Genomic DNA, 25,154 nt, shown 5'->3' on the forward strand with positions numbered 1-25,154 from the left:
AGAAATTGAGAAACGGAGTGGGGAAAATGACCGATTCAATCGATAAGCGCATTCATATGGTCATTATTACGGGAATGAGTGGTGCTGGTAAAACGGTTGCGATGCAGTGCTTTGAAGATATTGGATATTTCTGTATTGATAACCTGCCGCCAGCCCTTTTACCAAAGTTCGTTGAAATGGTAGACGGATCGGAAGGGAAATTAAATAAAGTCGCGCTAGTGATGGACTTACGGGGTGGAGACTTCTTTGATCACCTTGTGGAAGCAGTTGATCATTTGGATTCCCATGATGGACTGGATGCAGAAGTGCTCTTCCTTGATTCAAAAGATGCAACGCTAGTCAGACGATACAAAGAAACAAGACGTTCCCATCCGCTTGCGCCAGAAGGCTTGCCGCTTGAAGGAATTAAGAAAGAGCGCGAGATGCTCGAAGAACTAAAAGGACGCGCACAACAAATTATTGATACGAGCGATATTAAACCTGTTCAGCTTCGGGAAAAGATCATGGATCGTTTTTCAAACAATGAAAAAGAAAACTTCGGCGTTAATGTTATGTCATTTGGCTTCAAATATGGCATTCCGATTGATGCTGACCTTGTTTTTGACATTCGCTTTCTTCCAAACCCTCACTATGTCGAGCATTTGCGTCCAAAAACAGGTGTAGAGGAAGAAGTCGCGAACTATGTATTTAAATGGAAGGAAACACAAATCTTTCTTGAGAAGTTAATTGATATGCTTGCCTATATGCTTCCTCAATATAAAAGAGAGGGGAAAAGCCAGCTAGTCATCGGCATTGGCTGTACAGGCGGAAAGCATCGTTCTGTTGCATTTGCAGAACACATTGGTCATCATTTTGAATCAGAGTATCGAACAAATATTACGCATCGGGATATTGAAAAAGGGAAGGGTCACAAATAATATGAATGACACTAATCTGCCAAAGGCTGTCGTCATTGGTGGAGGAACAGGCCTATCGGTACTTCTACGTGGACTTAAGAAGTTTCCTGTCGACATCACTGCCATTGTAACAGTAGCGGACGACGGAGGAAGTTCAGGTCGATTGCGTGACGAGTTTGATATTCCTCCTCCAGGCGATGTGCGAAATGTCATTACAGCTCTATCCGAAGTAGAACCCTTATTAGAAGGGTTGATGCAACATCGCTTTAAAAACGGAAATGGTCTATCGGGTCATTCGCTTGGCAACTTGATGCTGGCTGCTATGACGGATATTACGGGTGACTTTGTGAAAGGTGTAAGAGAGATGTGTCGCGTTCTAAACGTGAGAGGAGAAGTACTTCCAGCATCGAACCAAAGCATCGTCTTACACGCGGAAATGCGTGATGGAACGTTTGTCAAAGGTGAATCACAAATTCCAAAGGTCAACAAAACGATTAAGCGTGTGTTTCTTTCGCCACCGGGCATTAAAGCATTACCAGAGTCAATCCAGGCCATTCGAGAAGCCGATTTGATTGTCCTTGGACCAGGTAGCTTGTATACAAGCATTCTACCGAATTTACTTGTGCCGGGCATTGCGAAAGAAATTCAGCAGGCAAAAGCAAGAAAAGTATACGTTTGTAATGTTATGACGCAGTTAGGTGAAACCGAAAATTATACGGCGAGTGACCACGTGCAGGCACTCATTGATCACATTGGCTATAAACTTATGGATACGATTATTGTAAATGAAGAAATGATTCCCTCTTTTTATGAAAAACGTTATGCACAAGAACGAGCAGAGGTTGTGCAATATGACGAAAATCGTCTGAAGAGCTTTGGTTTTCATGTAATCAGTGATAAAATTATCCAATACGATGAGAAATACGTACGCCATGATGCAAAGAAAATATCATCGATTCTTTTATCTTTATTAGACGATAAAAGACCATGATGGGTCAGTGGGGCCCCTGCATGAAAAAGGGGGGATGGCAATGTCATTTGCTGCTGATACAAAGAAAGAATTAACGCAGTTAGAAAGCAAACCTTGTTGTGCACGATCAGAACTAGCAGCTCTTATACGAATGAACGGATCGATTTCGTTTGGGAACAGACAGTTGATCTTGAACATTCCGACCGAACATGCTGCCATTGCAAGAAGGATTTATACGCTGATTAAGCGGATTTACAATTATGATGTTGAATTGCTTGTCCGAAAGAAAATGAGATTGAAGAAAAACAATGTTTACATTGTTCGCGTCTCAGCAAAAGCGAGAGAGCTTCTTGAAGATCTCGGCATCATGGATAATGCATTTACGTTTACGAGAACGATTTCCAACGATTTTACAAAAAAGGCCTGTTGCAAACGCTCTTATCTTAGAGGAGCATTTCTTGCAGGTGGTTCCATTAATCATCCTGAAACTTCCTATCATCTTGAGATCTTTTCCATGTATGAAGAGCATACAGAGTCACTCTGTAACTTGATGAATGAATTTGGATTAAATGCGAAGATGCTTGAGCGAAAGAAAGGGTACATTGTTTATATTAAAGAAGGCGAAAAGATTACGGAATTTTTAAGTGTAGTCGGGGCCCATCAGGCACTGCTTTATTTTGAAGATGTTCGCATCATGAAAGATATGCGAAATTCAGTTAATCGAATTGTGAACTGTGAAACAGCCAACCTGAATAAGACGGTTGGCGCCGCTTTTCGCCAGGTCGAGAATATCCGTTTCATTCAAAAAGAAGTGGGCCTTGAAATTCTTCCTGATAAATTAAGGGAGATTGCAGAACTTCGAGTGAAGCACCAGGATGTGACGTTAAAAGAACTTGGTGAGATGGTTACAGGTGGGGCGATTAGTAAATCTGGTATCAATCATAGATTAAGAAAAATTGACCAAATAGCTGACAAACTCCGTGATGGTAAACCAATTTCATAGGTTTTTTCCTAAAATCAAAGAAAAACTTTCATTCCCTTTCTGGGAATGATGTTTTTCTAAATTTTTCACAGTCTGAGATAGCGCTTACTTTAGATTGGGGTAAGAAAACGAGTATCTGCTGACACCTATTTTTAGCACGAGCTAAACAAAAGTCCTCGATCCGTTTTTCGTATCAGCAGTTATTAATAAGGGAGGAATGAACAAGTGGTTCAAAAAGAAGTTGTGGTAACATTAGAAACAGGATTACAAGCTCGACCTGCTGCTCTTTTCGTGCAGGAAGCCAACCGATTTAATTCTGATATTTTTCTTGAAAAAGATGGTAAGAAAGTAAATGCCAAGAGTATCATGGGGATAATGAGCCTTGCGGTTGGAACAGGAGCTTCCGTTATTTTAACTGTTGATGGTAATGACGAAGAGGATGCCATCTCTTCACTCATTGATTTTGTACAAAAAGATTAGAAAAACGAAGGTCAACCGCTTATTCTGTGCGGCTGACCTTCGTGTTTTTTATGTAGTCACCTAGATTAAATGCAAAAAAACCTTTCCTGATTACCTCAGGAAAGGTTTTTTTTAAGCTATGCTTTCTTTTCCATAACTTCGTCAATTAAGCCGTACTCTTTCGCTTCTGTTGCTTCCATGAAACGGTCACGATCTGTGTCGCGATCAATTGTTTCGAGTGGTTGACCTGTGCGTTCAGAAAGAATTTTGTTCAGCTTTTCGCGCATTTGGATAATGCGTTTCGCATGAATTTCAATGTCAGAAGCTTGACCTTGTGTACCACCAAGCGGTTGGTGAATCATAACTTCACTGTTTGGTAGCGCATAACGCTTCCCTGGCTCACCTGCTGCGAGAAGGAAGGCACCCATTGAAGCTGCCATACCGATGCAGATTGTGGATACTTTTGGCTTAATGAACTGCATTGTATCGTAAATCGCCATACCTGCTGTAATTGAACCACCAGGGCTATTAATGTAAAGTGAAATATCTTTATCAGGATCTTCTGCAGCAAGGAAAAGAAGCTGAGCAACGACTGCATTTGAAACGTTGTCGTCAATTGCTGTTCCTAGCATGATAATACGGTCTTTAAGAAGACGAGAATAAATATCGTACGCTCTTTCACCGCGGTTTGTTTGTTCAATTACCGTTGGAATTAAAACCATTTAAAATTCCTCCCTTATAATAATGGAATATGTAGTTGCTGTACGTTCATCATACCTAAAAGGTCAATATAGGTCAAATAAAGTGCTGTTTGATTTTCGAAAAGATGAAGAAGGTGGTATTTGCTCCTCCTCTACCTACATCCATTTTCCCCGCCTTTCCTTATTTTAAACAGATCGGGTGCTCCTTTTTTTGAGTCGGTCATCTGCTAAGAAATAGGCTAAAATTCGTCTCTCTACCTGATTTCGTATTTGAATTGAAGAATAACGATAGGTTTGATTGTACCCTCGACAGAAGACTTTACAAATTATCACATCTTCTTTTGTTTCTTCAATATAGACACGAATTCCTTTTTCGTGAAGCAAAGCTTTGGCCCATTTTAAATCAGTTGAGGCTAGCGTTATAGATGAGCGAATCAGTTCCATATAAGGGCGAGGAAGCTTCATTCTAGATTGTTTTACCCATGTTGTATCCATCTCCAGCACTCTTTTTACGTAAGGAAGTAAGAGATAATGTCTTAATGCTTTCGTTTCTTCTTTACTTAATTGGAACACAATCGCCACCTGCCTAACAGAACGTATGTTTGGATTCACTTTACTATGAGACGATTGAGACGTCAAGGACTTTGAAAAAAGCAACAATCGAATCGAAGAAAAGCTAGTCGTTTCAGGAGAAAATGACCTTGCAAAAAAAGGGGGGATCCCGTATAATAATGTTTGCGCTAATAAAGCGCGCCCGTAGCTCAGTTGGATAGAGCGGTGGTTTCCGGTACCGCGTCAGTCGGGGGTTCGAATCCCTCCGGGCGCACCAAATACATCATTCCAATCCCTTTCGCTTATGCGAGGGGGATTTTTGCTGTTTTTTTCTATCTATTATGATGGACGGCCCTTTTGAAAACGATAAAGGTGGCGACGGGAAGTAGAAATGATGTATAGGAGCTAATCGTGTTCCTTTTTTGTTTTGGTTACTTTCATTTAGACACAAATAAAAAAGAGTAGAACTTGTCCACTCTTTTTGCTATCAGTCGTGCCTTCTAACAATCTTGATCATCATCACGTCTCTTGCTGCCTGCTCCACTCATCGTGTGTTTGAAGCCTGAGTGCATTCCAGTAGCGCATAGTCCAAGCCATAATCCGATAAAGAAGGCTTTCTTAAAATCTTCCGGTTCGACGTAAATATGACTCATCACAATCCCAATGAAAATGGAGAGGATGGGTAAGTACCTTACCGGAAAACCAAACACCTTGAAGAGGTGTACTACTCCAATGATGACTGGAAGCAAAGCAATTCCATATACTGTTAAATCCATGGTATTTGCCTCCTTTTCTCTCTATGTAACAGTTTATGTTGAAATTTGACAGAAGGATGGGCTAATTCATCAATTTTCATAAAAATGGTGTCAAGTGCCGTCTTAAAAAAACAGAAAATTCTGCTCATTTTCATCTTTTCATACCATAAGATGAAACGATATAGTATGATGAAGGTGGAGGGATTACGATGGAATTAGGATTGATACAAAAGCAGACAACGAAACTAGTCATGACAACCCAGTTGCATCAAGCGATTTCCATACTTCAATATTCTACAGCTGAATTACTGGAGTACGTGAAAGAGCAGGCTCTTGAAAATCCACTCATTGAATTACAGTCACCATCTTGGGACGGAGGCATTCGATCTTCTAAGCGCTCTTACGATAGTGGAACGAGACAAGATCCGATCGAATATGCGGAAACAAAGAAAAGTCTGCACGATGAATTGCACGAGCAGATGAGGTGTATAAGCCTCTCCAAAAAAATCACCGGTATTGTCGATTACTTAATCGATAACATTGATGAAAGTGGCTATTTACGAATCAATGAGTCAGAAGTAATGGCTTATTTAGGTGTTGACCAATTTGAGTTAACAGAGGCAATCCGACAAGTGCAGTTACTTGATCCTCCTGGTATAGGGGCTCGCTCGTTGTCAGAATGTCTATCCTTACAAATAAATGAGCAAGGTGCTGTTTTTGAACTTGCTCGAGATCTTGTATCGCAAAATTTGAAAGCGCTAGCAGAAAAGAAATATCGTCTGCTTTCAAAACAATATAATGTATCAGTTGAACAAATTCAGCAGGCAGCAGATTTAATAGCAGACCTTGATCCGCGACCAGGATCAAAATGGGTTGTTGAAAAACCTACTTACATCGTCCCCGATGTGATGATTAGTGAGAAAAATGGTCGGTTTACCGTTTCGTTACTTGACGATGATTTACCGGCCATGAAAGTGAGTAACTCGTATCGATCGTTTAAAAATAACGAGGCGGCCGAATACTTAAAAAGCAAATACCAGCAAGTGAGCTGGTTAATGAAAAGTATTGAGCAGAGGAAACAAACGTTAAGGGCGATTATGGGCGTAGTGATTGTCCATCAACAGGGTTTTTTAAGAAATGGCATGAGCGACCTTGTACCAATTACACTTAAAGAAGTGGCAAATGAAGCTCATGTTCATGAGTCAACAGTTAGTCGGGCCATAAAAAGTAAATATGTTCAGACGCCACATGGTTTGTTCCCATTAAAAAATTTGTTCACTTCAAAGCTAACGAGTGAATCTGGAGAAGGAGCTTCTTCCTCTAGCGTGAAGCTCTTTATCAAAGAACTTGTTGAGAATGAAAATAAACTTAAGCCGTTATCTGATCAAAAAATTGTAGAAGCTCTTCACATTCAGCGGGGAATTGATGTATCAAGACGAACAATTGCGAAGTATCGAGATGAATTAAAGATCTTAAGTTCATCAAAGCGAAAGCGATTTACGTAATAGCTGCCGGGTTGGCGGCTCTTTTTTTGCATTAGAATACCTTGTTCAGTAAACTAGGAAATTGTAAGGGGAGGTTTAACACATGAGTAAATCGGTTATTTTATATTCGAAAGCGACATGTCCACTTTGTGACGAGGCGGCTCACCTTCTCGCTGAACTTCAAAATGAAATAGCGTTCTCATTCCAGACGATTGATATTTATACCGATGAGGAACTGTTGGAGAAGTTTATGCTAATGATTCCGGTGGTTGAAATCGATGGGGATATCGTGGATTATGGCCGAATTTCAAAAATATCTCTAAGAAAACGCTTACTTTAAAATTTTCAGTATAACATAGTTGCCCATGCTTTTGGCAACTGCTACAATGAAAATTGTAAGAAGTTCTTTTTGATCCAGGTGGGACTGAAAATGTCTAAGCGGGACATAATACGTCTTAGGAGAAAAAAGAATGACAGGGGAGACGAACTATGCGCTCATTATTATCACTTCAACAAAAATTATTGCCGGACATGCTAGAAGTTATGAATAAGCGCTATCGGGTATTGAGACAACTAAGACTAATGCAGCCTATTGGCCGCCGAAGTCTTGCGAACAGTCTGGATATAACGGAGCGGGTTCTTCGAAGTGAAGTAACGTTCTTGAAAGATCAGGGGCTACTACATATGTCTGTACAAGGTATGCACCTGACAGAAGAAGGTGAACAGCTTCTATTAGAACTTGAACCGGTTATGAATGAAGTATCCGGTCTCGATAACCTCGAAAAACGTTTGAAAGATAAGCTTGGCATACCGGAAGTATTTATTGTCCCTGGTGATAGTGATGGAATTCCCTGGGTAAAGAAAGAAATGGGCAGAGCTGCTGTGGGACGCTTGAAAAAGTTTCAGCTAAAAGATAGAGTGATTGCTGTGACAGGCGGTACCACACTCGCAGGTGTAGCCGATATGATGATTCCTTCTTCAGATATGGAAGGTACGCTGTTTGTTCCGGCCCGAGGAGGCCTGGGGGAACAGGTTGAAAATCAGGCGAACACAATTTGTGCGAAAATGGCTAGAAAAGCCCACACCGACTATCGTTTGCTACATGTTCCAGATCAGCTAAGTGAAGAAGCATACCAATCTCTCATAGAAGAACCAGGCGTGAAAGATATCCTTGAGATAATTAAGTCAGCCGGTATTGTGGTTCATGGGATTGGGGAAGCTAGAACGATGGCACAGAGGCGTAAGTCTACGTTTGATGTTGTTGAAAAGATCGAGCGAGAGCATGCTGTTGCTGAAGCGTTTGGCTATTACTTCAATCAGTCAGGAGAAGTCGTTCACAAAGTGAAGACAATCGGACTGCAGCTTGAAGATTTAGAACGTAGTGAATTAGTTATTGCGGTAGCCGGCGGCCGTTCGAAAGCAAAAGCCATCGAAGCCTATCTTAGGACAGGGATTCAAAGTATCCTTGTTACTGATGAAGGCGCCGCTAAAGCGTTATTAGAGGGAGATTCCCTTTATTAAATAAAACACACCTCGGGAAACGAGGAAATTCAAGGAGGAACTACACAATGGCAACAAAAGTAGGTATTAACGGTTTTGGACGTATTGGACGTAACGTATTCCGTGCAGCATTAAACAACCCTGGTGTTGATGTTGTAGCTGTAAACGATCTTACAGATGCAAACATGCTTGCACATCTTCTTAAATACGATTCCGTACATGGAGAACTTAATGTTGAAGTTGAAGTTAACGGCGAGAACCTTGTAGTTAACGGAACTGAAATCAAAGTTCTTTCTGAGCGCGACCCAGCACAACTTGGATGGGGAGATCTTGGTGTTGAAGTGGTAATCGAATCCACTGGCCGTTTCACAAACCGTGACGATGCTGCGAAGCACCTTGAAGCAGGAGCTAAGAAAGTTGTCATCTCCGCACCAGCTAAAGATGAAGATATCACAGTTGTTCTAGGTGTTAACGAAGACAAGTACGATGCAGCTAGCCACCACGTTATCTCAAACGCATCTTGTACAACTAACTGTCTTGCACCAGTTGCAAAAGTATTGAACGATAAGTTCGGTATTAAGCGCGGTCTAATGACAACAACTCACTCTTATACAAACGATCAGCAAATTCTTGATCTTCCACATAAAGACTACCGTCGTGCTCGTGCGGCTGCTGAAAATATCATCCCAACATCTACAGGCGCTGCTAAAGCAGTATCTCTTGTACTTCCAGAGCTTGATGGTAAGTTGAATGGTATGGCTATGCGTGTACCTACACCGAACGTATCAATCGTTGACCTTGTAGCTGAACTTGATCAAGATGTTTCAGTTGACGAAGTAAACGCTGCTCTTAAAGAAGCTGCTGAAGGCGATCTTAAAGGATACCTTGGTTACAGCGACGAGCCACTAGTTTCAAAAGACTACAACGGTAACCCGAACTCTTCAATCGTAGATGGTCTTTCTACAATGGGTATCGATGGAAACATGGTTAAAGTTATCTCTTGGTATGACAACGAGTGGGGCTATTCTAACCGTGTTGTAGATCTAGTCGACTACATCGCTGCAAAAGGGCTATAATAAGAATTGTTAATAGAGGAGGAGGAAGTCTTGGGCCTTCCTCCTTTTCCATTGTTATGATAAACAATATAGCTTTAGTTAGAAGGGAAACCTTTTAATACTTTGTGCAGAGGAGGACATGCGTGATGAACAAAAAATCAATTCGTGACGTTGAGTTAAAAGGCAAAAAGGTATTCTGCCGCGTTGATTTCAATGTACCTATGGAAGATGGAAAGGTAACAGATGAAACACGCATTAAAGCAGCACTCCCAACGATCAAGCATTTGTCTGATCAGGGAGCAAAAGTTATTCTTGCAAGTCACCTTGGTCGTCCAAAAGGTGAAGCTGTTGATGAGCTCCGTCTTGATCCGGTTGCAGACCGCTTGAGCGACCTCATTGGCAAAACCGTAACAAAAACAGATGCAGTCTATGGTGAAGAAGTAGACCGTGCGATTGCAGATCTCGAAGATGGCGACCTTCTTCTTATTGAGAATGTTCGTTTTGAAGCTGGAGAAGAGAAGAATGATGAAGAACTTGCGAAGAAATTTGCTGCAATGGCAGATCTTTACGTAAATGATGCTTTTGGCGCAGCACACCGTGCTCACGCTTCAACAGAAGGCATTGCACATCATATTCCTGCTGTAGCTGGTTTTCTTATGGAGAAAGAACTTGAAGTTCTTGGAAGTGCTCTAACAGAACCTTCCCGTCCATTTACAGCCATCATCGGTGGAGCAAAAGTTAAGGACAAAATCGGTGTGATTGATCACCTACTTGATAAAGTAGATAACTTGATCATTGGTGGTGGACTTGCCTATACATTCGTAAAAGCGCTTGGTCATGAAGTTGGTTTGTCACTTCTTGAAGAGGACAAAATCGATCTAGCGAAATCATTCATGGATAAGGCAAAAGAAAAAGGCGTTAATTTCTATATGCCAGAAGATGTAGTGATTGGTGACGATTTCTCAAATGATGCAAACACGAAAATTGTAACCATTGAAGAAATTCCTTCTGACTGGGAAGCGCTCGATATCGGGCCAAAAACAAGAGAAACATACAGCAAAGTAATCGCTGACTCGAAACTCGTTATCTGGAACGGACCAATGGGTGTATTCGAACTTGATATTTATGCAAATGGAACAAAAGCAGTAGCTGAAGCACTTGCGAACGCAAAAGACACGTACTCCGTTATCGGTGGCGGTGACTCTGCAGCAGCCGTTGAGAAATTCAACTATGCTGATCAAATGAGCCACATTTCTACTGGTGGTGGCGCTTCTCTTGAGTTCATGGAAGGAAAAGAACTTCCTGGTGTTGTTGCACTTAACGACAAATAAAATACTTATGTTTTAATCTTATAAAGGGATGGTGAGTGAACATGCGCAAACCAATCATCGCAGGTAACTGGAAGATGAACAAAACACTTACGGAAACAAAGAGCTTTGTTGACGAAGTGAAAGGACTTATTCCTGATGGCAATCGCGTAGATTCCGTTGTCTGTGCTCCTGCTCTTTTCCTTGATTATTTAACGGATGAGCTAGAAGGAACAGCACTTCAAGTAGGTGCTCAAAACATGCACTTTGAAGAAAACGGCGCGTTTACAGGTGAAATTAGCCCTGTAGCACTTAACGATCTTGGAGTAGGCTATGTGATTCTTGGTCACTCTGAACGTCGTGAGCTATTTGGTGAAACGGACGAAATCGTGAATCAAAAAACTCATGCTGCGTTTAAACATAACCTAACGCCAATCATCTGTGTCGGTGAAACGCTAGAACAGCGTGAGAGCGACGTTACAGAAGATATTGTAAAAGCACAAGTTCAAAAAGCAATTGCTGGTTTAACAAATGAACAGGTAGCTCAATCTGTTATTGCATATGAGCCAATCTGGGCAATTGGAACTGGTAAAACAGCCACTAGCGATCAAGCTAATGATGTATGTGCATTTATCCGCGGCGTCCTTAAAGACGAAACGTCTGACGAAACAGCTAATGCGGTCCGTATCCAATATGGCGGCAGTGTGAAACCTGGTAACATTGACGAGCTAATGGGTAAATCCGACATAGATGGTGCTCTAGTCGGAGGCGCGAGCCTTGATGCAAAATCTTTCCTACAGCTTTTGGAGGCTGGTCAGAATGCCTAAAAAGCCAGAAGCTCTCATTATCTTAGATGGTTTCGGCCTTCGAGATGAAGAAAAAGGAAATGCTGTCGCACATGCAAACAAACCAAATTTTGACCGCTATTGGAACCAATATCCTCACGCAACCCTACAAGCGTGCGGGAAAGCTGTTGGTCTTCCAGAGGGACAAATGGGGAACTCTGAAGTGGGCCACTTGAATATCGGTGCAGGACGCATCGTGTATCAAAGCTTAACAAGAGTTAATCTCGCAATCGAAGAAGGTGACTTCTTTGAGAACGAAACATTTTTAGAAGCGATTGACCATGTGAAGAAAAAAGGAACAAGCCTACACTTGTTTGGACTTCTTTCTGATGGTGGGATTCATAGTCATATTAAACATCTTTTCGCTCTTCTTGAACTTGCTGCAAAGCAAGGATTGGAAGACGTATACGTTCACGGTTTCCTTGATGGTCGCGATGTTGGCCAACAATCTGCGAAAACCTACATTCAGCAGTTAGAGGATAAAATGGAAGAAGTCGGAGTTGGTCGTCTTGCGACGCTCTCAGGCCGCTATTACTCCATGGACCGCGATAAGCGTTGGGATCGTGTTGAGAAGTCTTACCGTGCCCTGGCATACGGTGAAGGCCCTTCTTACAAAGACCCATATGAGATGATTGATGATAATTACGAAAACGAAATCTATGATGAGTTCGTTCTTCCATCTGTTATGACAGAAGAAGACGGTTCACCGATTGCGACGGTAAACGATGAAGATGCAGTCATCTTCTTTAACTTCCGTCCTGACCGAGCAATCCAGATTTCACAAGTCTTCACAAATGAGGATTTCCGCGGTTTCGATCGTGGAGAAGAACGCCCGAAAAATCTTCACTTTGTCTCACTAACTCGCTTTAGTGAAACAGTTGGAGGCGACGTTGCCTTCAAACCAGCAAATCTTGATAATACGCTTGGTGAAGTACTCGCTCAGCAGGATTACAAGCAGCTACGTATTGCTGAGACTGAGAAGTACCCACACGTTACATTCTTCTTTAGCGGTGGACGCGAAGAAGAGTTTCCTGGAGAAGAACGCATTCTTATCGACTCTCCGAAGGTTGCAACCTATGACTTGAAGCCGGAGATGAGTGCTTATGAAGTGACGGACGCGTTGCTGAAAGAACTCGATGCCGATAAGCACGATGCGATTATCTTAAACTTTGCAAACCCTGACATGGTTGGGCATTCCGGAATGCTTGATCCAACAGTCAAAGCCATTGAGGCGGTTGACGAATGTCTTGGTAAAATCGTTGATAAAATTACCGAAAAAGGCGGACATGCCATCATTACCGCTGACCACGGGAATTCGGATGAAGTCACAACGCTTGATGGCGATGCGATGACGGCTCATACGACAAACCCAGTCCCTGTTATCGTTACAAAGGAAGGTGTAGAGCTTCGTACAGATGGAATTCTTGCGGACCTATCACCAACGCTTCTCGATTTGCTTGGCGGCAAGCAACCGAAAGAAATGACAGGAAAATCATTAATTAAATAACTTACATTTAAAGGAGATGACACGTTATGCCAATCATTACTGACGTTTATGCACGCGAGGTCCTTGACTCCCGCGGCAACCCAACAGTTGAAGTAGAAGTATTTACAGATGCAGGTGTAAAAGCACGTGCAATGGTACCATCTGGTGCATCCACTGGTGAATACGAAGCAGTTGAGCTTCGTGACGGTGACAAAGATCGCTACCTTGGTAAAGGCGTAGAAAAAGCAGTAGCTAACATCAACGAAACAATTGCTCCAGAACTAGTAGGTATGAGCGTTTATGACCAGCTTGGAATCGACCACATGATGATCGACCTTGATGGTACAGACAACAAAGGTAAGCTAGGCGCTAACGCAATTCTTGGTGTATCCATGGCTGTTGCACGCGCTGCTGCTGAAGAGCTTGAGCTTCCACTTTACGTATACCTTGGTGGTTTCAACGCAAAAACTCTTCCAACACCAATGATGAACATCCTTAACGGTGGAGAGCATGCAGATAACAACGTAGATATTCAAGAATTTATGGTTATGCCAGTAGGCGCACCTTCTTTCAAAGAAGCGCTTCGTACTGGTGCTGAAATTTTCCACAGCCTTAAAGGTGTTCTTAAAGAAAAAGGTCTTAACACTTCTGTAGGTGACGAAGGTGGATTTGCTCCTAACCTTGGTTCAAACGAAGAAGCAATCCAAACAATCATCGAAGCAATCGAAAAAGCTGGCTACAAGCCTGGCGAAGAAGTTATGCTTGCTCTTGACGTAGCATCTTCTGAAATCTACAGCGACGGTAAATACAACCTTGCTGGTGAAGGCGTAGTGAAGACTTCTGAAGAGATGATCGAATTCTACAGCCAGCTATGTGAAAAATACCCAATCATCTCAATTGAAGATGGTCTTGACGAAAACGACTGGGAAGGCTGGGAGAAACTTACCCAAGCTCTTGGTGAGAAAGTTCAGCTTGTTGGTGACGATCTATTCGTTACAAACACAAACAAACTTTCTGAAGGAATTGAGCGTAGCGTAGGTAACTCTATCCTAATCAAAGTGAACCAAATTGGTACACTTACCGAAACGTTCGACGCTGTTGAAATGGCGAAGCGCGCTGGTTACACAGCTGTTATCTCTCACCGTTCTGGTGAAACAGAAGATACAACAATCGCTGACATCGCTGTTGCGACTAACGCTGGACAAATCAAAACAGGCGCACCGTCTCGTACGGACCGCGTTGCTAAATACAACCAGCTTCTTCGTATCGAAGATGAACTTGAGCACCTTGCAATCTACGGTGGCCGTAAGAGCTTCTATAACTTAGATAAGAAGTAAGTAATGAGAACCCCCGCGTTTGGAACGCGGGGGTTTTTATTTAGGACAGAGAGCCGGCACAGGCTTAGTGCGCCGAAAAGGATCACATGCCCGCCTCGCTGAAAGCGATCATTCTGAAGCGAAAATCAGTCACATGGGTTAATACAATGTTAAGAAGGTATTGAGAATGTAGAGTATTAACGAAATAGATTGCTTTTACTGAAAAATTTATGGTAAATTTATAGTATTGGAAAGGCTATAGTCCGGGAGGTGGAATCATGCATCTTGCAGCTACAATTGCATTAGTTATCGTTTCAATCTTACTTATTACTGTCGTCTTGCTTCAGTCAGGTAAAAGCGCCGGATTATCAGGAGCGATTACGGGTGGAGCTGAGCAACTATTCGGAAAGCAGAAGGCCCGCGGTTTTGAAGCGGTTTTAAATAGAGTAACGGTAGTACTTGCCGTATTGTTCTTTGTTCTTTCAATTCTCGTTGCCTATCTTGTGTAACGATAGTGAGAAAGCAGCAGGTGTTGAGTCACTTGCTGCTTTTTTCTTTGTACTTTAAAAATGTTTCCCTTTTAAGCGACGAAAATATAAGGAAAACTAAGGCTTTCGCTAGTAGTTGGTGGCCAGCCAAGTTATTCTAAGAGAAAGCGAAAAGGAAGTTTTTTGTCGAATGGAAGAGGGAAATAGGTTATGAAACGAATTCCTTTTGCCTTCCGACTGAAACAGGTAAAATGCAACTAAAGACCTCAAGAGACTGGATATTTCGTTTTTTGTAGGTCAAACTAACAGGTAGACGATTTAGAGGAGGATCACATCATGAAAGTAGTAGCACCTAAGCCATTTACATTCGAGGGAGGCAATCGCGCTGTACTAATGTTACATGGCTTTACTGGTAATTCAGCCGATGTACGAATGATGGGGCGTTATTTGCAGGAAAGAGGCTATACGTGTCACGCACCTCAGTATGAAGGACATGGCGTTCCACCAGAAGAGCTCGTTCATACGGGTCCACAAGATTGGTGGAAAAACGTCACTGAGGGTTATGAAAAGTTAAAAAGCATGGGTCATGATGAAATTGCGGTTGTCGGCTTATCACTTGGAGGCGTATTTTCTTTAAAGCTCGGTTATACTGTTCCTGTAAAGGGAATCGTGCCCATGTGTGCCCCGATGGATATGAAAGACGAAGAAACCATGTATCAAGGCGTCCTTTCCTATGCGAGAGAATACAAGAAATTCGAACGGAAAACTTCTGAACAAATTGAAGAGGAAATGGAAGCATTCAAAGAAACGCCAATGAATACGCTTGGAGAACTTCGTGACTTAATCTATGATGTACGTGATAACATTGATATGATTTATGCGCCAACTTTTGTGGTACAGGCAAGACATGATGAGATGATTAATACAGAAAGTGCTAACGTGATTCATGATCATGTCGAATCAGATGAAAAGAGCTTGAAATGGTACGAGAATTCTACACATGCCATTACGCTTGGAAAAGAGAAAGAAGAGCTCCATAAAGACGTCCACGCATTTCTTGATGGGCTTGATTGGTCTGAATAATCGATGGATATATTTTACTAGAAAGAAGGTGGAAGACAATGGCAGAAGAACATGAACAGAAGATATTGAGCTTCATGAAGGACGAAGCATATAAGCCGCTCACCGTTCAGGAGCTCGAAGAAGTATTTGGTGTAAAAGATTCAAGCGAATTCAAAGAATTTGTCAAAACATTAAATAGTATGGAAGATGAAGGATTAATCGTTCGCACAAGAAGCAATCGCTATGGTATTCCTGAGAAAATGAACCTTGTTCGCGGAAAGTTACAGGTCCACGCAAAAGGGTTTGCTTTCCTTATTGCTGATAGCGATACTGGGGAGAAAGATGTCTATATCAACCAGGGTGATTTAGAAGGAGCAATGAACGGCGACCGCGTCATTGTAAGACTTCATCAGAAATCTTCTGGCACTCGTCCAGAGGGCACCGTGATACGTATCATCGAGCGTGGTGTGAAACGCACAGTTGGTACATATTCTGATAGCAAGCATTTTGGGTTTGTTATCGCAGATGATAAACGAATTCCACACGACATTTTTATTCCAAAAGGAGCTACTGGCGGTGCAGTAGACGGTCATAAAGTGGTCGTAGAGATCACAAAGTATCCTGAAGGACGTATGAGCGCGGAAGGTCGCATTACCGAAATTCTTGGGCATAAAAACGATCCAGGCGTAGATATTCTGTCCATTATCTATAAACATGAATTGCCGGGTGAGTTCCCTGAAGCTGCGATGGAGCAGGCTCATAAAACACCTGATCAAATTGATGAAAAAGAGATTGAAGGAAGACGCGACCTTCGGGAAGAAACAATTGTCACGATCGATGGGGCAGATGCGAAGGATCTGGATGACGCTGTTAACGTTGTAAAGCTTCCAAACGGTAACTATAAGCTTGGTGTTCACATCGCGGACGTAACGTATTATGTGACGGAAAACTCTCCAATTGATCAGGAAGCCCTTGATCGCGGTACGAGCGTTTATCTTGTCGATCGCGTAATTCCGATGATTCCACACCGCTTATCAAATGGAATTTGTAGTTTAAATCCTCAAGTGGATCGCTTAACGATTTCTTGTGAGATGGAAATTACAACACAGGGGGAAGTAGTGAACCATGAGATTTTCCCAAGTGTGATCCGTACAAATGAACGCATGACGTATACCGATGTGCGTAAAATTCTACAGCGTGAAGACGATGACGTGTTAGAGCGGTACAAATCTCTCGTTCCATTCTTCGATAGCATGGGAGAACTAGCTGAAATTTTAAGAAAAGGTCGTTTTGAACGAGGTGCGATTGATTTTGATTTTGCAGAAGCGAAAGTGCTCGTTGATGAAGAAGGTACCCCTCAGGAGATTGTTCAACGAGAACGCTCGGTAGCTGAACGCTTAATTGAAGAATTTATGCTCGTTGCTAACGAAACCGTAGCGCAACATTTTCACTTTATGGAAGTTCCGTTCATGTACCGAATTCACGAAGATCCAGATGCAGACAAGCTAAATACGTTTTTTGAATTCATTACGAACTTTGGATATGTTGTAAGGGGAAATGCGAATACCGTACATCCACGTGCGCTGCAAAAGCTTCTTGAAGAAGTAAAGGGAGAGCCAGAAGAAGCTGTCATAAGTAAAGTGATGCTTCGTTCGATGCAGCAGGCGAAATACTTCCCTGAAAGTCTTGGTCACTTTGGGTTATCGACAGATTTCTATACGCATTTCACATCACCAATCCGTCGTTATCCTGACTTAATCGTACACCGTTTAATCCGTACGTACCTATTTGAGAGAAAAGTGGATAACCAGACAACATCAAAGTGGGGCGAAGCGCTTGGCGAAATCGCTCAGCACGCTTCCGCAATGGAACGTCGAGCAGTTGACGCTGAACGTGAAACCGATGATCTGAAAAAAGCTGAGTTTATGAAAGATAAAATCGGGGAAGAGTTCGAAGGTGTCATTAGTGGTGTAACGAACTTCGGTTTGTTTGTTGAATTGCCGAACACGATTGAAGGTCTCGTTCACGTTAGCTACTTAACTGATGACTACTACCACTACGACGAAGGTGCTTATGCGATGATCGGTGAACGTACCGGTAATGTGTATCGCATTGGTGATGAAATTGCCATTCGCGTCTTAAATGTCAATATTGATGAGCGAGCAATTGACTTCGAAATAGTTGGTATGAAGCCACCCAAAGAGCGTCGTCGTAGAGAAAGTCCAAAAGTGATTGAAGGCGGAAAGCGCAAGAAGCGTGGAAAGTCCTCAAATAAAACAACGGATGCTGGGAAGAAAAAGCGTAAGTTCTCTCCGCCAAAGGATGGACAGGGAACGAAAAAGAAACAGAAAAACAAAAAGAAAAAGCGTCGCAATAACAATGCTTAATTAGCTTAATTTTAATCACGGCGGTCAGAGTAAGTCATCTTGACTTATTCTGACCAAATTGATATACTGGAGTTCGACGTTTGAGAGGGGGGACGGTCATGCCAAAAGGTGATGGTGGACTCATTGCACAAAATAAGAAAGCAAGACACGATTATTCCGTTATTGAGACATATGAAGCAGGACTGGTACTACAAGGAACTGAAATCAAATCCATCAGGGCAAGACGCGTAAACCTGAAAGACTCTCACGCCATTATCCGTAAGGGAGAAATCTTTCTTCTGAATATGCACATCAATGAATATGAGCAGGGAAATCGTTTTAACCACGATCCAACCCGGACTCGTAAGCTATTGATGAAACGGAAAGAGATTGATAAGCTCATTGGCCTAACGAAAGAACAAGGCTACACGGTTATTCCATTAAAAGTCTATATTAAGAATGGTTATGCGAAAGTACTTCTTGGTCTTGCGAAGGGTAAGAAAAAGTACGATAAGCGCCAGGATCTTAAAGATAAGACGATGAAGCGTGAAGTCGACAAAGCGTTGAAAGAACGTCAGCGGATATAGTTTCCATTTGAATGGAAGCTGATTTATGTTATAATTGAAGTAACCGAAACAACATATGAAGCTTAACTGCTTACCCGTTTTCGGTTCTCATTCTTATATGGGGACGTTACGGATTCGACAGGGGTAGGTCGAGCTTAAGTCGCGAGTCGAGTTGGCGAGCTACGTTAAAAACGCCATGCCTATAACTGGCAAAGAAAACAACAACTTCGCACTAGCAGCGTAAGCTGTTTTGCGGTTCCTCCCTCCATCGCCCATGTGGTAGGGTAAGGGACTCAACTTAAGTGGGATACGCCAACAATCCACCGTCTGAGGAAAGTTGGAAGAGATTAACCAGACTAGCTACAAGGAAGCCTGTCGTTGGGCTGAATTGTAGTGAAACGCTAATATAACGACTACACTCGTAGAAGCTTAAGTGCCGATACTTCTGGACGTGGGTTCGACTCCCACCGTCTCCACCAAATACATATTTGGTGGTTTTTTATTTGGAAAAAATCATAGCATGAAGGAAGTCTAGGACGCTTATATTGACGATCTGGGCTTTTTAAGCGTTATTTTGCTTTCTCAGTATCCTTTTTATTCAGACGTTTATTGAAAGAGTCAGCTTGTGGAGTGACTTTGATCGATCCAAGCGCTTTGCCTAAACCAAACCTAGGCATATTACCATAAAGACTTTCATAATGAGAGCTCGGAAGGATATATGTTTCATGGTAAATTCCGACAGCGTGGTTGTTGCCAACTTTTTGATTAAAATTCTTCCATGCTTTTAAATGAACTTGCCCATGGGCATATTGACGAAGATCTTCAGATGAGCGCCAGTATTGAAGAAGTAGCGTTGTTCGGAAACTGAAGAAATTTTCCATCGACAGGCAACCCAACTGCTTGTTGAGGCTAAGCTCACGAATCATGCCAGGCATTGCAAGAAAAACAGGAAGCCACTTATGCACAGCCCACCATTGGTTGATTCGCATACCAATGAGAAAGACCACAATGTCCTCCCCTTTATCTACCGTGTAGCGCCCGCTAAAGACTTGATTTGCCATTCCTCTTTCCTCCCTGAAGTAAGTTTTTGGCATCATGCGTCCATTCAGAAGCTGCTTGCGTCGTCCGTATCCCATAATCTAATGTTAGTAACCAGAATTTTGCATCTTCCAGCTCCCCATACGTCCTACGGATCATTTCTTCAATGGCGTGATACGTATCTAAACGTTCCTGCAGTTTTTTTTGATAATGATCCAATTGGTTTAAGGTCGTTTTGTTACTTTGATGATGACTGAAAAAAAGTTTAAGCAAAAGCTCATTTTTTTCTACACCAATTTCCTGAATGGGCGTTTCCATCCAATTTTGAAGTGCCTGCCACCCTAATGAAGTTAATTGATATTCCTTTTTATCAGGTTTTCCAGGCTCGCTCTGCTCTTGCACCATAATGAGTTCTTCATCGAGTAGATTTTTTAGTGTCGGGTAAATTTGCCCGTAGCTAATTTTCCAGAAATGATTTAAACTTTCATCCATCATTTTTTTCATAGAATAACCCGTTTGACAGCCGATCGTTAATAACCCGAGAATGGCATATTTTGTATGGATTTTCTTTTCCACTTCTTCACACCCTATATCTTTTTGATACATATCATTTAGATAGATCTTACATGATTTTTTCACATAAAGGAAGCTTTTTTTATTAATTTTCTGATTTTTAATGATAATAAACAAGCCGCCCAAATGGACGACTTGTTTTATGAATCAATTCGATACTCCTTATTTACTTATCATGTGAGATTGAAGAGGTAATGTAGTTAATAAACGCACGTGATGCATAAGAAATGTATTTTTCTTTTCTTAGGATAATGCCAAGGTCCCACGGGATTTCTGGGTTAACGAGTGGAATGGAAACGACATTCGTCTGGTTAATTTTCGAAAGAATGGATTTAGGGAAAAAGGTAATTCCTAGATTATGACTGACCATATCACTAATAAAATCCCATTGAGAACTAACGTAGGAGATATGAGGTTCAAAACCAGCCAGGCGACATTGTTCAATCATCTGATCGTGTAGCATGAAGTCTTCACTAAATAGAATGATCCGCTCATTTCGTAAATCGCTAATTGAGACTTCATTTTTTTCTGCGAATGGATGTGAACTGTTCACAAAAAGCATTAATTCTTCTTTTTTAAAGGGAAGCGTTTCAAACTTTGTTTCATCGACAGGTAAGAGTCCGACTGCAAAATCCAGTTCACCGTCAAGAATTTTTTGTTGCGCAATGTTAGCTCCGTGCTCCATTAGTTCAATCGTGATATTAGGATTGAGTTCTTGAAACCCCTTCAAAATTTTAGGGAAGTAGAGGGCTCCGATCAATGGGGGAAGGCCAATTTTAATGTGTCCTTTCTTTAAATTCATCATGTCATATAAGTGGGAAGAAAGGTCGTCAACCATGTTTAGGATTTTCTCACCTTGCAAATAGACGATTTTCCCTGCATCGGTAAGCTCACTTGATCGTGCTGAGCGATCGAGTAGTTCGACATCTAACTCAGCTTCTAAGCTTTTGACCATTTTACTTAAGGTTGGCTGTGAGATGTAGAGTGAGTGTGAGGCTTTTGTGAAGCTCTTTTGCTTCGCTACTTCAACGAAATAGGCTAGTTGCTTAATGTCCATTTAGAAGCTCCTGTCTCTATTCCCATCACAATGAGAAATGCATTATGGTTTATTGTAGTCGCAAATCATACGCGAATTCAACCATTGACGGGGATTCTTGCCCTATTTTGTTAGATCCGTTACATATGTAAAAAAGTGGGGTATTGGTATAGGTAAACAAATTTTTGTTGGAGGTGCTTGTTTTGAGTAAAAAAGTATTAATTCTTTCAGGTGATGCTGTTGAAGCTCTTGAAATTTTTTACCCATACTACCGTTGTCTTGAGGAAGGGTTTGACGTGACGATTGCATCACCAACCGTTAAAAAGCTCCAAACGGTATGTCATGATTTTACGGATGAAATGGAAACGTTTGTTGAAAAACAAGCCTATGGAATTGAATCACATGCTTCGTTTGCTGACATTCAGCCCTCAGAGTATGATGGATTAATCATTCCAGGCGGACGTGCCCCAGAATACATTCGAATGGACGACAATGTACCAGACATCGTGAGACATTTTTTTGAAGAAAATAAACCAGTAGGGGCCATTTGTCATGCGGCTCAGGTACTGAATGTCGTTCCAGATATCATGAAGGATCGCGAGTATACGGCGTATCCAGCTTGTAAACCAGATGTCACTGCTTGTGGCGCTACATATATTGATGAGAAAGTCCATACGCGTGATAATCTCGTCTCAGGACAGGCATGGCCGGATTTACCTGGATTTATGAAAGAATTCTTGAGATTATTGAAAAAGCGATCTTAATCAATTGTGATGGAATACAGAATTAAAAACACGAAACGCTTTTTGAGCATTTCGTGTTTTTAATTTGAAGGGTATTTTGTTTGACCAATGGCGGAAATGACCGCTCCTGTAGCTTGAATCCAGCTTCCGATGATATTGATATTTTCACCATCTTCGTTTCTTAATCCTTTAGCTCCAGCATAGGCTTGCAAGGAATTACCTGTAGCTTGCAGGGAATTTCCATATATACTATAAAGTACAGCTGCACTAGGGATGGATCCTAGTGCTTGAGCTAGAGAAGTAGCCCCTCCTAAAGCTTGAAGCAGGTTACCATCTATATCAAGTTTAATTTTTGTTTGTACATCAAAATCAATTAGTATGCCAGTAATAACGGTAGAGTTTCCAATCGCTTGTATTTCATTTCCTATTTTATCAAGAGAAAACTCCCTAATTGTATCAGCTAAAATGGCATTTCCCGTTGCCTGAAGCACATTTCCTATTAAATTTAAGCTGTTTAATATTTCCGTACTAATTGTAAGAAATGATGATATTCCAATAGCAGAAATAACTGTACCAGTAGCTTGAATCCATGATCCGAAGACAGCCTTTAGCTGATCTTGTTCATTTTCATTATCCATAGCTTTACCGCCTACTCTATTGTTCTCCTTAATGTATACTATACACGCTAGCCACTTCTTGTTAATGAATGTCAGTATGAACCTCCTTAGTTAAGATCATCATATAGCTAAGGAGGTGAAGGGAATGGCATTAGATGTATTGTGCGAAGTCGCAAACTGCGTTCACAATCGTAATGGGAAAAACTGTGGAGCAGACGAAATCTATGTTGTCAGTCATCAGGGGAATAAAGCAAGTAATAGTGAAGAAACCGATTGTAAAACATTTGAGCCTGGTACCCTTTAAACGCTTCCAAGCATGATGAATAAAACCGAAGCCGTCCTCATGAGAGGGCGGCTTCTCATGGTTTTAAAGCCATGGTGGATCACAATCATTCCATTAATCCGAACGTTCGCAAAAAGTTTACAATTTAATTTCAGATAATTGTTTGCGTTAAAGTGCGAAAACTAGTATCATCAAAGAATATAAATTTTGAATTCATTAAATTGTCTAACTTTATAAGTGATTTGGAAGGGTGATTGGAATGGAAGGTAAAAAAGATCTTCGAATCAGAAGTAAAGTAATCAGTGAAGGTGTCAACCGCGTACCTAACCGCTCCATGCTTCGAGCAGTCGGTTTTACAGATGAAGATTTTAAAAAACCAATGATTGGTGTAGCAAGTACGTGGAGTGAAGTTACACCGTGCAATGTACATATTGATCGCCTTGCGCGTGAAGCAAAAGCGGGGGCTAAGGATAATGGCGGCGCGCCAATGATTTTTAATACGATTACTGTTTCTGATGGGATTGCAATGGGCCATGAGGGAATGTTCTACTCTTTGCCAAGTCGTGAGATCATTGCGGATTCAATTGAAACGGTTACGAATGCGGAACGTCTTGATGGTGTTGTCGCCATTGGGGGCTGTGATAAAACAACGCCTGGATGCTTAATTGCAATTGGTCGAATGAATATTCCTTCGGTTTATGTGTACGGAGGAACGATCCAGCCAGGTAAACTGAATGGAAATGATATCGACATTGTTTCTTCATTTGAGGCAGTTGGCCAATACCAGGCGGGAACAATTAATGATGAAGAGCTACACAAAGTGGAATGTTCTGCATGTCCGGGCGCAGGAGCATGTGGTGGCATGTATACCGCAAACACAATGGCTTCTGCAGTGGAAGCACTCGGAATGAGTATTCCTGGATCCTCCTCGACGCCTGCTGTCAATGACTATAAAGAGTCAGAATGTCGTCAAGCGGGCGAGTTAGTGGTTTCTCTTCTTGAAAAAGAAATTTACCCTCGTGATATTATGACAAAAGAAGCATTTGAGAATGCAATCACGGTTGTCATGGCTCTCGGTGGTTCAACAAATGCGTTCTTGCATTTAACAGCAATGGCTCACTCAGCTGGAGTGGATTTATCATTAGATGATTTCGAGCGCGTTCGCGAACGTGTTCCATACATTGCGGATATGAAGCCAAGCGGAAAATATGTGATGCAGGATCTATACGAGATCGGTGGCGTACCGGCCGTTATGAAGCTTCTTCATGAGCATGGTTTGCTTCACGGCGACTGCCTGACAGTAACAGGTAAAACAGTGGCAGAAAACCTTGCTGAAGCACCTTCTCTGAAAGAAGGACAAGAAATCATTCGCTCTCTAAATAATCCTATTAAAGAAAGCGGCCCACTTGTTGTTCTTCGAGGGAATCTAGCTCCTGAAGGTTCAGTTGCAAAAATGTCTGGTCAGAAAATCAGTCATTTTGAAGGACCTGCTCGCGTTTATAATAACGAAGCAGAAGCAACGGCAGCGATTGAAGCGGACGATATTAAAGAAGGAGACGTTCTTGTCATCCGGAATGTAGGTCCAAAAGGCGGACCGGGTATGCCAGAGATGCTTTCCATTACTTCCATGATCGTTGGAAAAGGATTGAACGGGAAAGTAGCGCTTATGACAGATGGTCGTTTCTCTGGTGGTTCGCACGGATTTGTGATCGGACACGTTTCGCCAGAAGCCTTTGTTGGTGGACCAATTGGCCTCTTGAAAGAAGGCGACACGATTACGATTGATAGTGACAAGCAACAAATCAATTTTGACGTTACAGACGAAGAATTGGAGCGTCGCCGTGCTGAATGGGTACGTCCTGAGCTTCGCTATAAGACAGGCATTCTCGGTAAATACGCAAGACTCGTATCTTCGTCGGCTAAAGGCGCAGTAACGGATTTAGATCTTGAATAACTGTTAGTGCGAAAGCCAGCTTCCTTCTAAGTGAAGGAGCTGGCTTTTTGATTTTACTAAGAAAAGGATTTCATGAATTGGCAGAGAATGTCTTCGTATGTGTGAAAATAAAATCCAGAG

At 41.9% G+C, this 25,154-nt stretch carries 26 protein-coding genes, 1 tRNA gene and 1 other RNA gene; 21 read left to right on the plus strand and 7 right to left on the minus strand.

Annotated features, from left to right (window positions below; translation table 11 throughout):
• Positions 1–26: 26 nt before the first annotated feature.
• The 4 genes from rapZ (at position 27) to PQ511_RS08370 (ending at position 3,328) form a co-directional block, all read left to right on the plus strand.
• The gene (rapZ, locus tag PQ511_RS08355; protein ID WP_273851441.1) at positions 27–917 is read left to right on the plus strand and encodes an RNase adapter RapZ; all 891 of its coding nucleotides are present in this window, start codon (positions 27–29) and stop codon (positions 915–917) included.
• A 1-nt stretch (position 918) separates the two neighbouring features.
• The gene (locus tag PQ511_RS08360; RefSeq protein WP_226655450.1) at positions 919–1,887 is read left to right on the plus strand and encodes a gluconeogenesis factor YvcK family protein; all 969 of its coding nucleotides are present in this window, start codon (positions 919–921) and stop codon (positions 1,885–1,887) included.
• A 40-nt stretch (positions 1,888–1,927) separates the two neighbouring features.
• Positions 1,928–2,869: a DNA-binding protein WhiA gene (whiA, locus tag PQ511_RS08365; protein WP_224596396.1), complete on the plus strand. Its 942-nt coding sequence runs from the start codon at positions 1,928–1,930 to the stop codon at positions 2,867–2,869.
• A 204-nt stretch (positions 2,870–3,073) separates the two neighbouring features.
• A complete protein-coding gene (locus tag PQ511_RS08370) occupies positions 3,074–3,328 on the plus strand; it encodes an HPr family phosphocarrier protein (protein WP_224596393.1) in 255 nt (84 codons plus the stop codon).
• 116 nt (positions 3,329–3,444) lie between these two features.
• On the opposite strand, the gene clpP is transcribed toward PQ511_RS08370, so the two are convergent.
• Positions 3,445–4,029, minus strand: coding sequence for an ATP-dependent Clp endopeptidase proteolytic subunit ClpP (gene clpP, locus PQ511_RS08375; RefSeq protein ID WP_098445023.1), 585 nt, complete (start codon positions 4,027–4,029; stop codon positions 3,445–3,447).
• Between the two features lie 165 nt (positions 4,030–4,194).
• The gene (locus PQ511_RS08380; RefSeq protein ID WP_273851442.1) at positions 4,195–4,581 is read right to left on the minus strand and encodes a YhjD family protein; all 387 of its coding nucleotides are present in this window, start codon (positions 4,579–4,581) and stop codon (positions 4,195–4,197) included.
• Between the two features lie 177 nt (positions 4,582–4,758).
• Here PQ511_RS08380 and PQ511_RS08385 point away from each other — a divergent pair.
• Positions 4,759–4,837: transfer RNA gene (locus PQ511_RS08385), tRNA-Arg, on the plus strand.
• A gap of 223 nt (positions 4,838–5,060) precedes the next feature.
• Here the strand turns inward: PQ511_RS08385 and PQ511_RS08390 are convergent.
• Positions 5,061–5,336: a hypothetical protein gene (locus PQ511_RS08390; protein ID WP_273851443.1), complete on the minus strand. Its 276-nt coding sequence runs from the start codon at positions 5,334–5,336 to the stop codon at positions 5,061–5,063.
• 188 nt (positions 5,337–5,524) lie between these two features.
• Here PQ511_RS08390 and rpoN point away from each other — a divergent pair, with 188 nt between their 5' ends.
• From rpoN to ssrA, 13 genes are all read left to right on the plus strand, one after another.
• Entirely contained in the window at positions 5,525–6,820 is a 1,296-nt protein-coding gene (rpoN, locus tag PQ511_RS08395; protein WP_273851444.1) for an RNA polymerase factor sigma-54, read from the plus strand.
• An 82-nt stretch (positions 6,821–6,902) separates the two neighbouring features.
• Complete coding sequence (locus PQ511_RS08400) at positions 6,903–7,139, plus strand: glutaredoxin family protein (protein ID WP_273851445.1); 237 nt, start codon at positions 6,903–6,905, stop codon at positions 7,137–7,139.
• 149 nt (positions 7,140–7,288) lie between these two features.
• Entirely contained in the window at positions 7,289–8,320 is a 1,032-nt protein-coding gene (locus PQ511_RS08405) for a sugar-binding transcriptional regulator (RefSeq protein WP_273851446.1), read from the plus strand.
• A gap of 47 nt (positions 8,321–8,367) precedes the next feature.
• Positions 8,368–9,375: a type I glyceraldehyde-3-phosphate dehydrogenase gene (gap, locus tag PQ511_RS08410; RefSeq protein WP_224882168.1), complete on the plus strand. Its 1,008-nt coding sequence runs from the start codon at positions 8,368–8,370 to the stop codon at positions 9,373–9,375.
• Between the two features lie 125 nt (positions 9,376–9,500).
• Positions 9,501–10,685 (plus strand): phosphoglycerate kinase, encoded by a 1,185-nt coding sequence (locus PQ511_RS08415; RefSeq protein WP_273851448.1) that lies wholly within the window; start codon positions 9,501–9,503, stop codon positions 10,683–10,685.
• A gap of 41 nt (positions 10,686–10,726) precedes the next feature.
• Positions 10,727–11,488 carry a triose-phosphate isomerase gene (tpiA, locus tag PQ511_RS08420; RefSeq protein WP_273851449.1) on the plus strand — a complete coding sequence of 254 codons (762 nt, stop codon included), beginning with the start codon at positions 10,727–10,729 and terminating at the stop codon, positions 11,486–11,488.
• Positions 11,481–13,013 carry a 2,3-bisphosphoglycerate-independent phosphoglycerate mutase gene (gene gpmI / locus PQ511_RS08425; RefSeq protein ID WP_273851450.1) on the plus strand — a complete coding sequence of 511 codons (1,533 nt, stop codon included), beginning with the start codon at positions 11,481–11,483 and terminating at the stop codon, positions 13,011–13,013. The genes tpiA and gpmI overlap by 8 nt, the downstream gene beginning before the upstream one ends.
• Positions 13,014–13,039: 26 nt before the next feature.
• On the plus strand, positions 13,040–14,329 hold the full coding sequence (gene eno, locus PQ511_RS08430; RefSeq protein WP_224882172.1) for a phosphopyruvate hydratase: 1,290 nt from the start codon (positions 13,040–13,042) through the stop codon (positions 14,327–14,329).
• 257 nt (positions 14,330–14,586) lie between these two features.
• The gene (gene secG, locus PQ511_RS08435) at positions 14,587–14,817 is read left to right on the plus strand and encodes a preprotein translocase subunit SecG (RefSeq protein ID WP_224596343.1); all 231 of its coding nucleotides are present in this window, start codon (positions 14,587–14,589) and stop codon (positions 14,815–14,817) included.
• A gap of 315 nt (positions 14,818–15,132) precedes the next feature.
• Positions 15,133–15,879, plus strand: a complete 747-nt coding sequence (locus PQ511_RS08440; protein WP_273851451.1) for an alpha/beta hydrolase — start codon at positions 15,133–15,135, stop codon at positions 15,877–15,879.
• Between the two features lie 38 nt (positions 15,880–15,917).
• Positions 15,918–18,245: a ribonuclease R gene (gene rnr / locus PQ511_RS08445; RefSeq protein ID WP_273851452.1), complete on the plus strand. Its 2,328-nt coding sequence runs from the start codon at positions 15,918–15,920 to the stop codon at positions 18,243–18,245.
• A 98-nt stretch (positions 18,246–18,343) separates the two neighbouring features.
• Positions 18,344–18,811, plus strand: coding sequence for an SsrA-binding protein SmpB (smpB, locus tag PQ511_RS08450; RefSeq protein ID WP_048311765.1), 468 nt, complete (start codon positions 18,344–18,346; stop codon positions 18,809–18,811).
• A gap of 99 nt (positions 18,812–18,910) precedes the next feature.
• Positions 18,911–19,269: a transfer-messenger RNA gene (gene ssrA, locus PQ511_RS08455) on the plus strand.
• Between the two features lie 90 nt (positions 19,270–19,359).
• Here ssrA and PQ511_RS08460 read toward each other — a convergent pair.
• The 3 genes from PQ511_RS08460 to PQ511_RS08470 form a co-directional block, all read right to left on the minus strand.
• Positions 19,360–19,851, minus strand: coding sequence for a DUF4188 domain-containing protein (locus PQ511_RS08460; protein WP_273851453.1), 492 nt, complete (start codon positions 19,849–19,851; stop codon positions 19,360–19,362).
• Positions 19,832–20,404, minus strand: a complete 573-nt coding sequence (locus PQ511_RS08465; protein WP_273851454.1) for a PadR family transcriptional regulator — start codon at positions 20,402–20,404, stop codon at positions 19,832–19,834. The genes PQ511_RS08460 and PQ511_RS08465 overlap by 20 nt, the downstream gene beginning before the upstream one ends.
• 163 nt (positions 20,405–20,567) lie before the next feature.
• Positions 20,568–21,458 (minus strand): LysR family transcriptional regulator, encoded by an 891-nt coding sequence (locus PQ511_RS08470; protein WP_273851455.1) that lies wholly within the window; start codon positions 21,456–21,458, stop codon positions 20,568–20,570.
• Positions 21,459–21,640: 182 nt separating this feature from the next.
• On the opposite strand from PQ511_RS08470, the gene PQ511_RS08475 reads away from it, so the two are divergent.
• Positions 21,641–22,201, plus strand: a complete 561-nt coding sequence (locus tag PQ511_RS08475; RefSeq protein ID WP_273851456.1) for a DJ-1/PfpI family protein — start codon at positions 21,641–21,643, stop codon at positions 22,199–22,201.
• A 59-nt stretch (positions 22,202–22,260) separates the two neighbouring features.
• Here the strand turns inward: PQ511_RS08475 and PQ511_RS08480 are convergent, their stop codons facing one another.
• Positions 22,261–22,818: a DUF6944 family repetitive protein gene (locus PQ511_RS08480; RefSeq protein ID WP_273851457.1), complete on the minus strand. Its 558-nt coding sequence runs from the start codon at positions 22,816–22,818 to the stop codon at positions 22,261–22,263.
• Between the two features lie 124 nt (positions 22,819–22,942).
• Here PQ511_RS08480 and PQ511_RS08485 point away from each other — a divergent pair, with 124 nt between their 5' ends.
• Both PQ511_RS08485 and ilvD read left to right on the plus strand, forming a co-directional pair.
• Complete coding sequence (locus PQ511_RS08485) at positions 22,943–23,101, plus strand: DUF1540 domain-containing protein (protein ID WP_273851458.1); 159 nt, start codon at positions 22,943–22,945, stop codon at positions 23,099–23,101.
• Between the two features lie 238 nt (positions 23,102–23,339).
• Positions 23,340–25,034, plus strand: a complete 1,695-nt coding sequence (gene ilvD / locus PQ511_RS08490; protein ID WP_273851459.1) for a dihydroxy-acid dehydratase — start codon at positions 23,340–23,342, stop codon at positions 25,032–25,034.
• Positions 25,035–25,154 lie beyond the last annotated feature (120 nt).

The sequence above is a fragment of the Guptibacillus spartinae genome (assembly GCF_028610625.1).
GTDB classification, from domain to species: Bacteria; Bacillota; Bacilli; order Bacillales; family Guptibacillaceae; genus Guptibacillus; species Guptibacillus spartinae.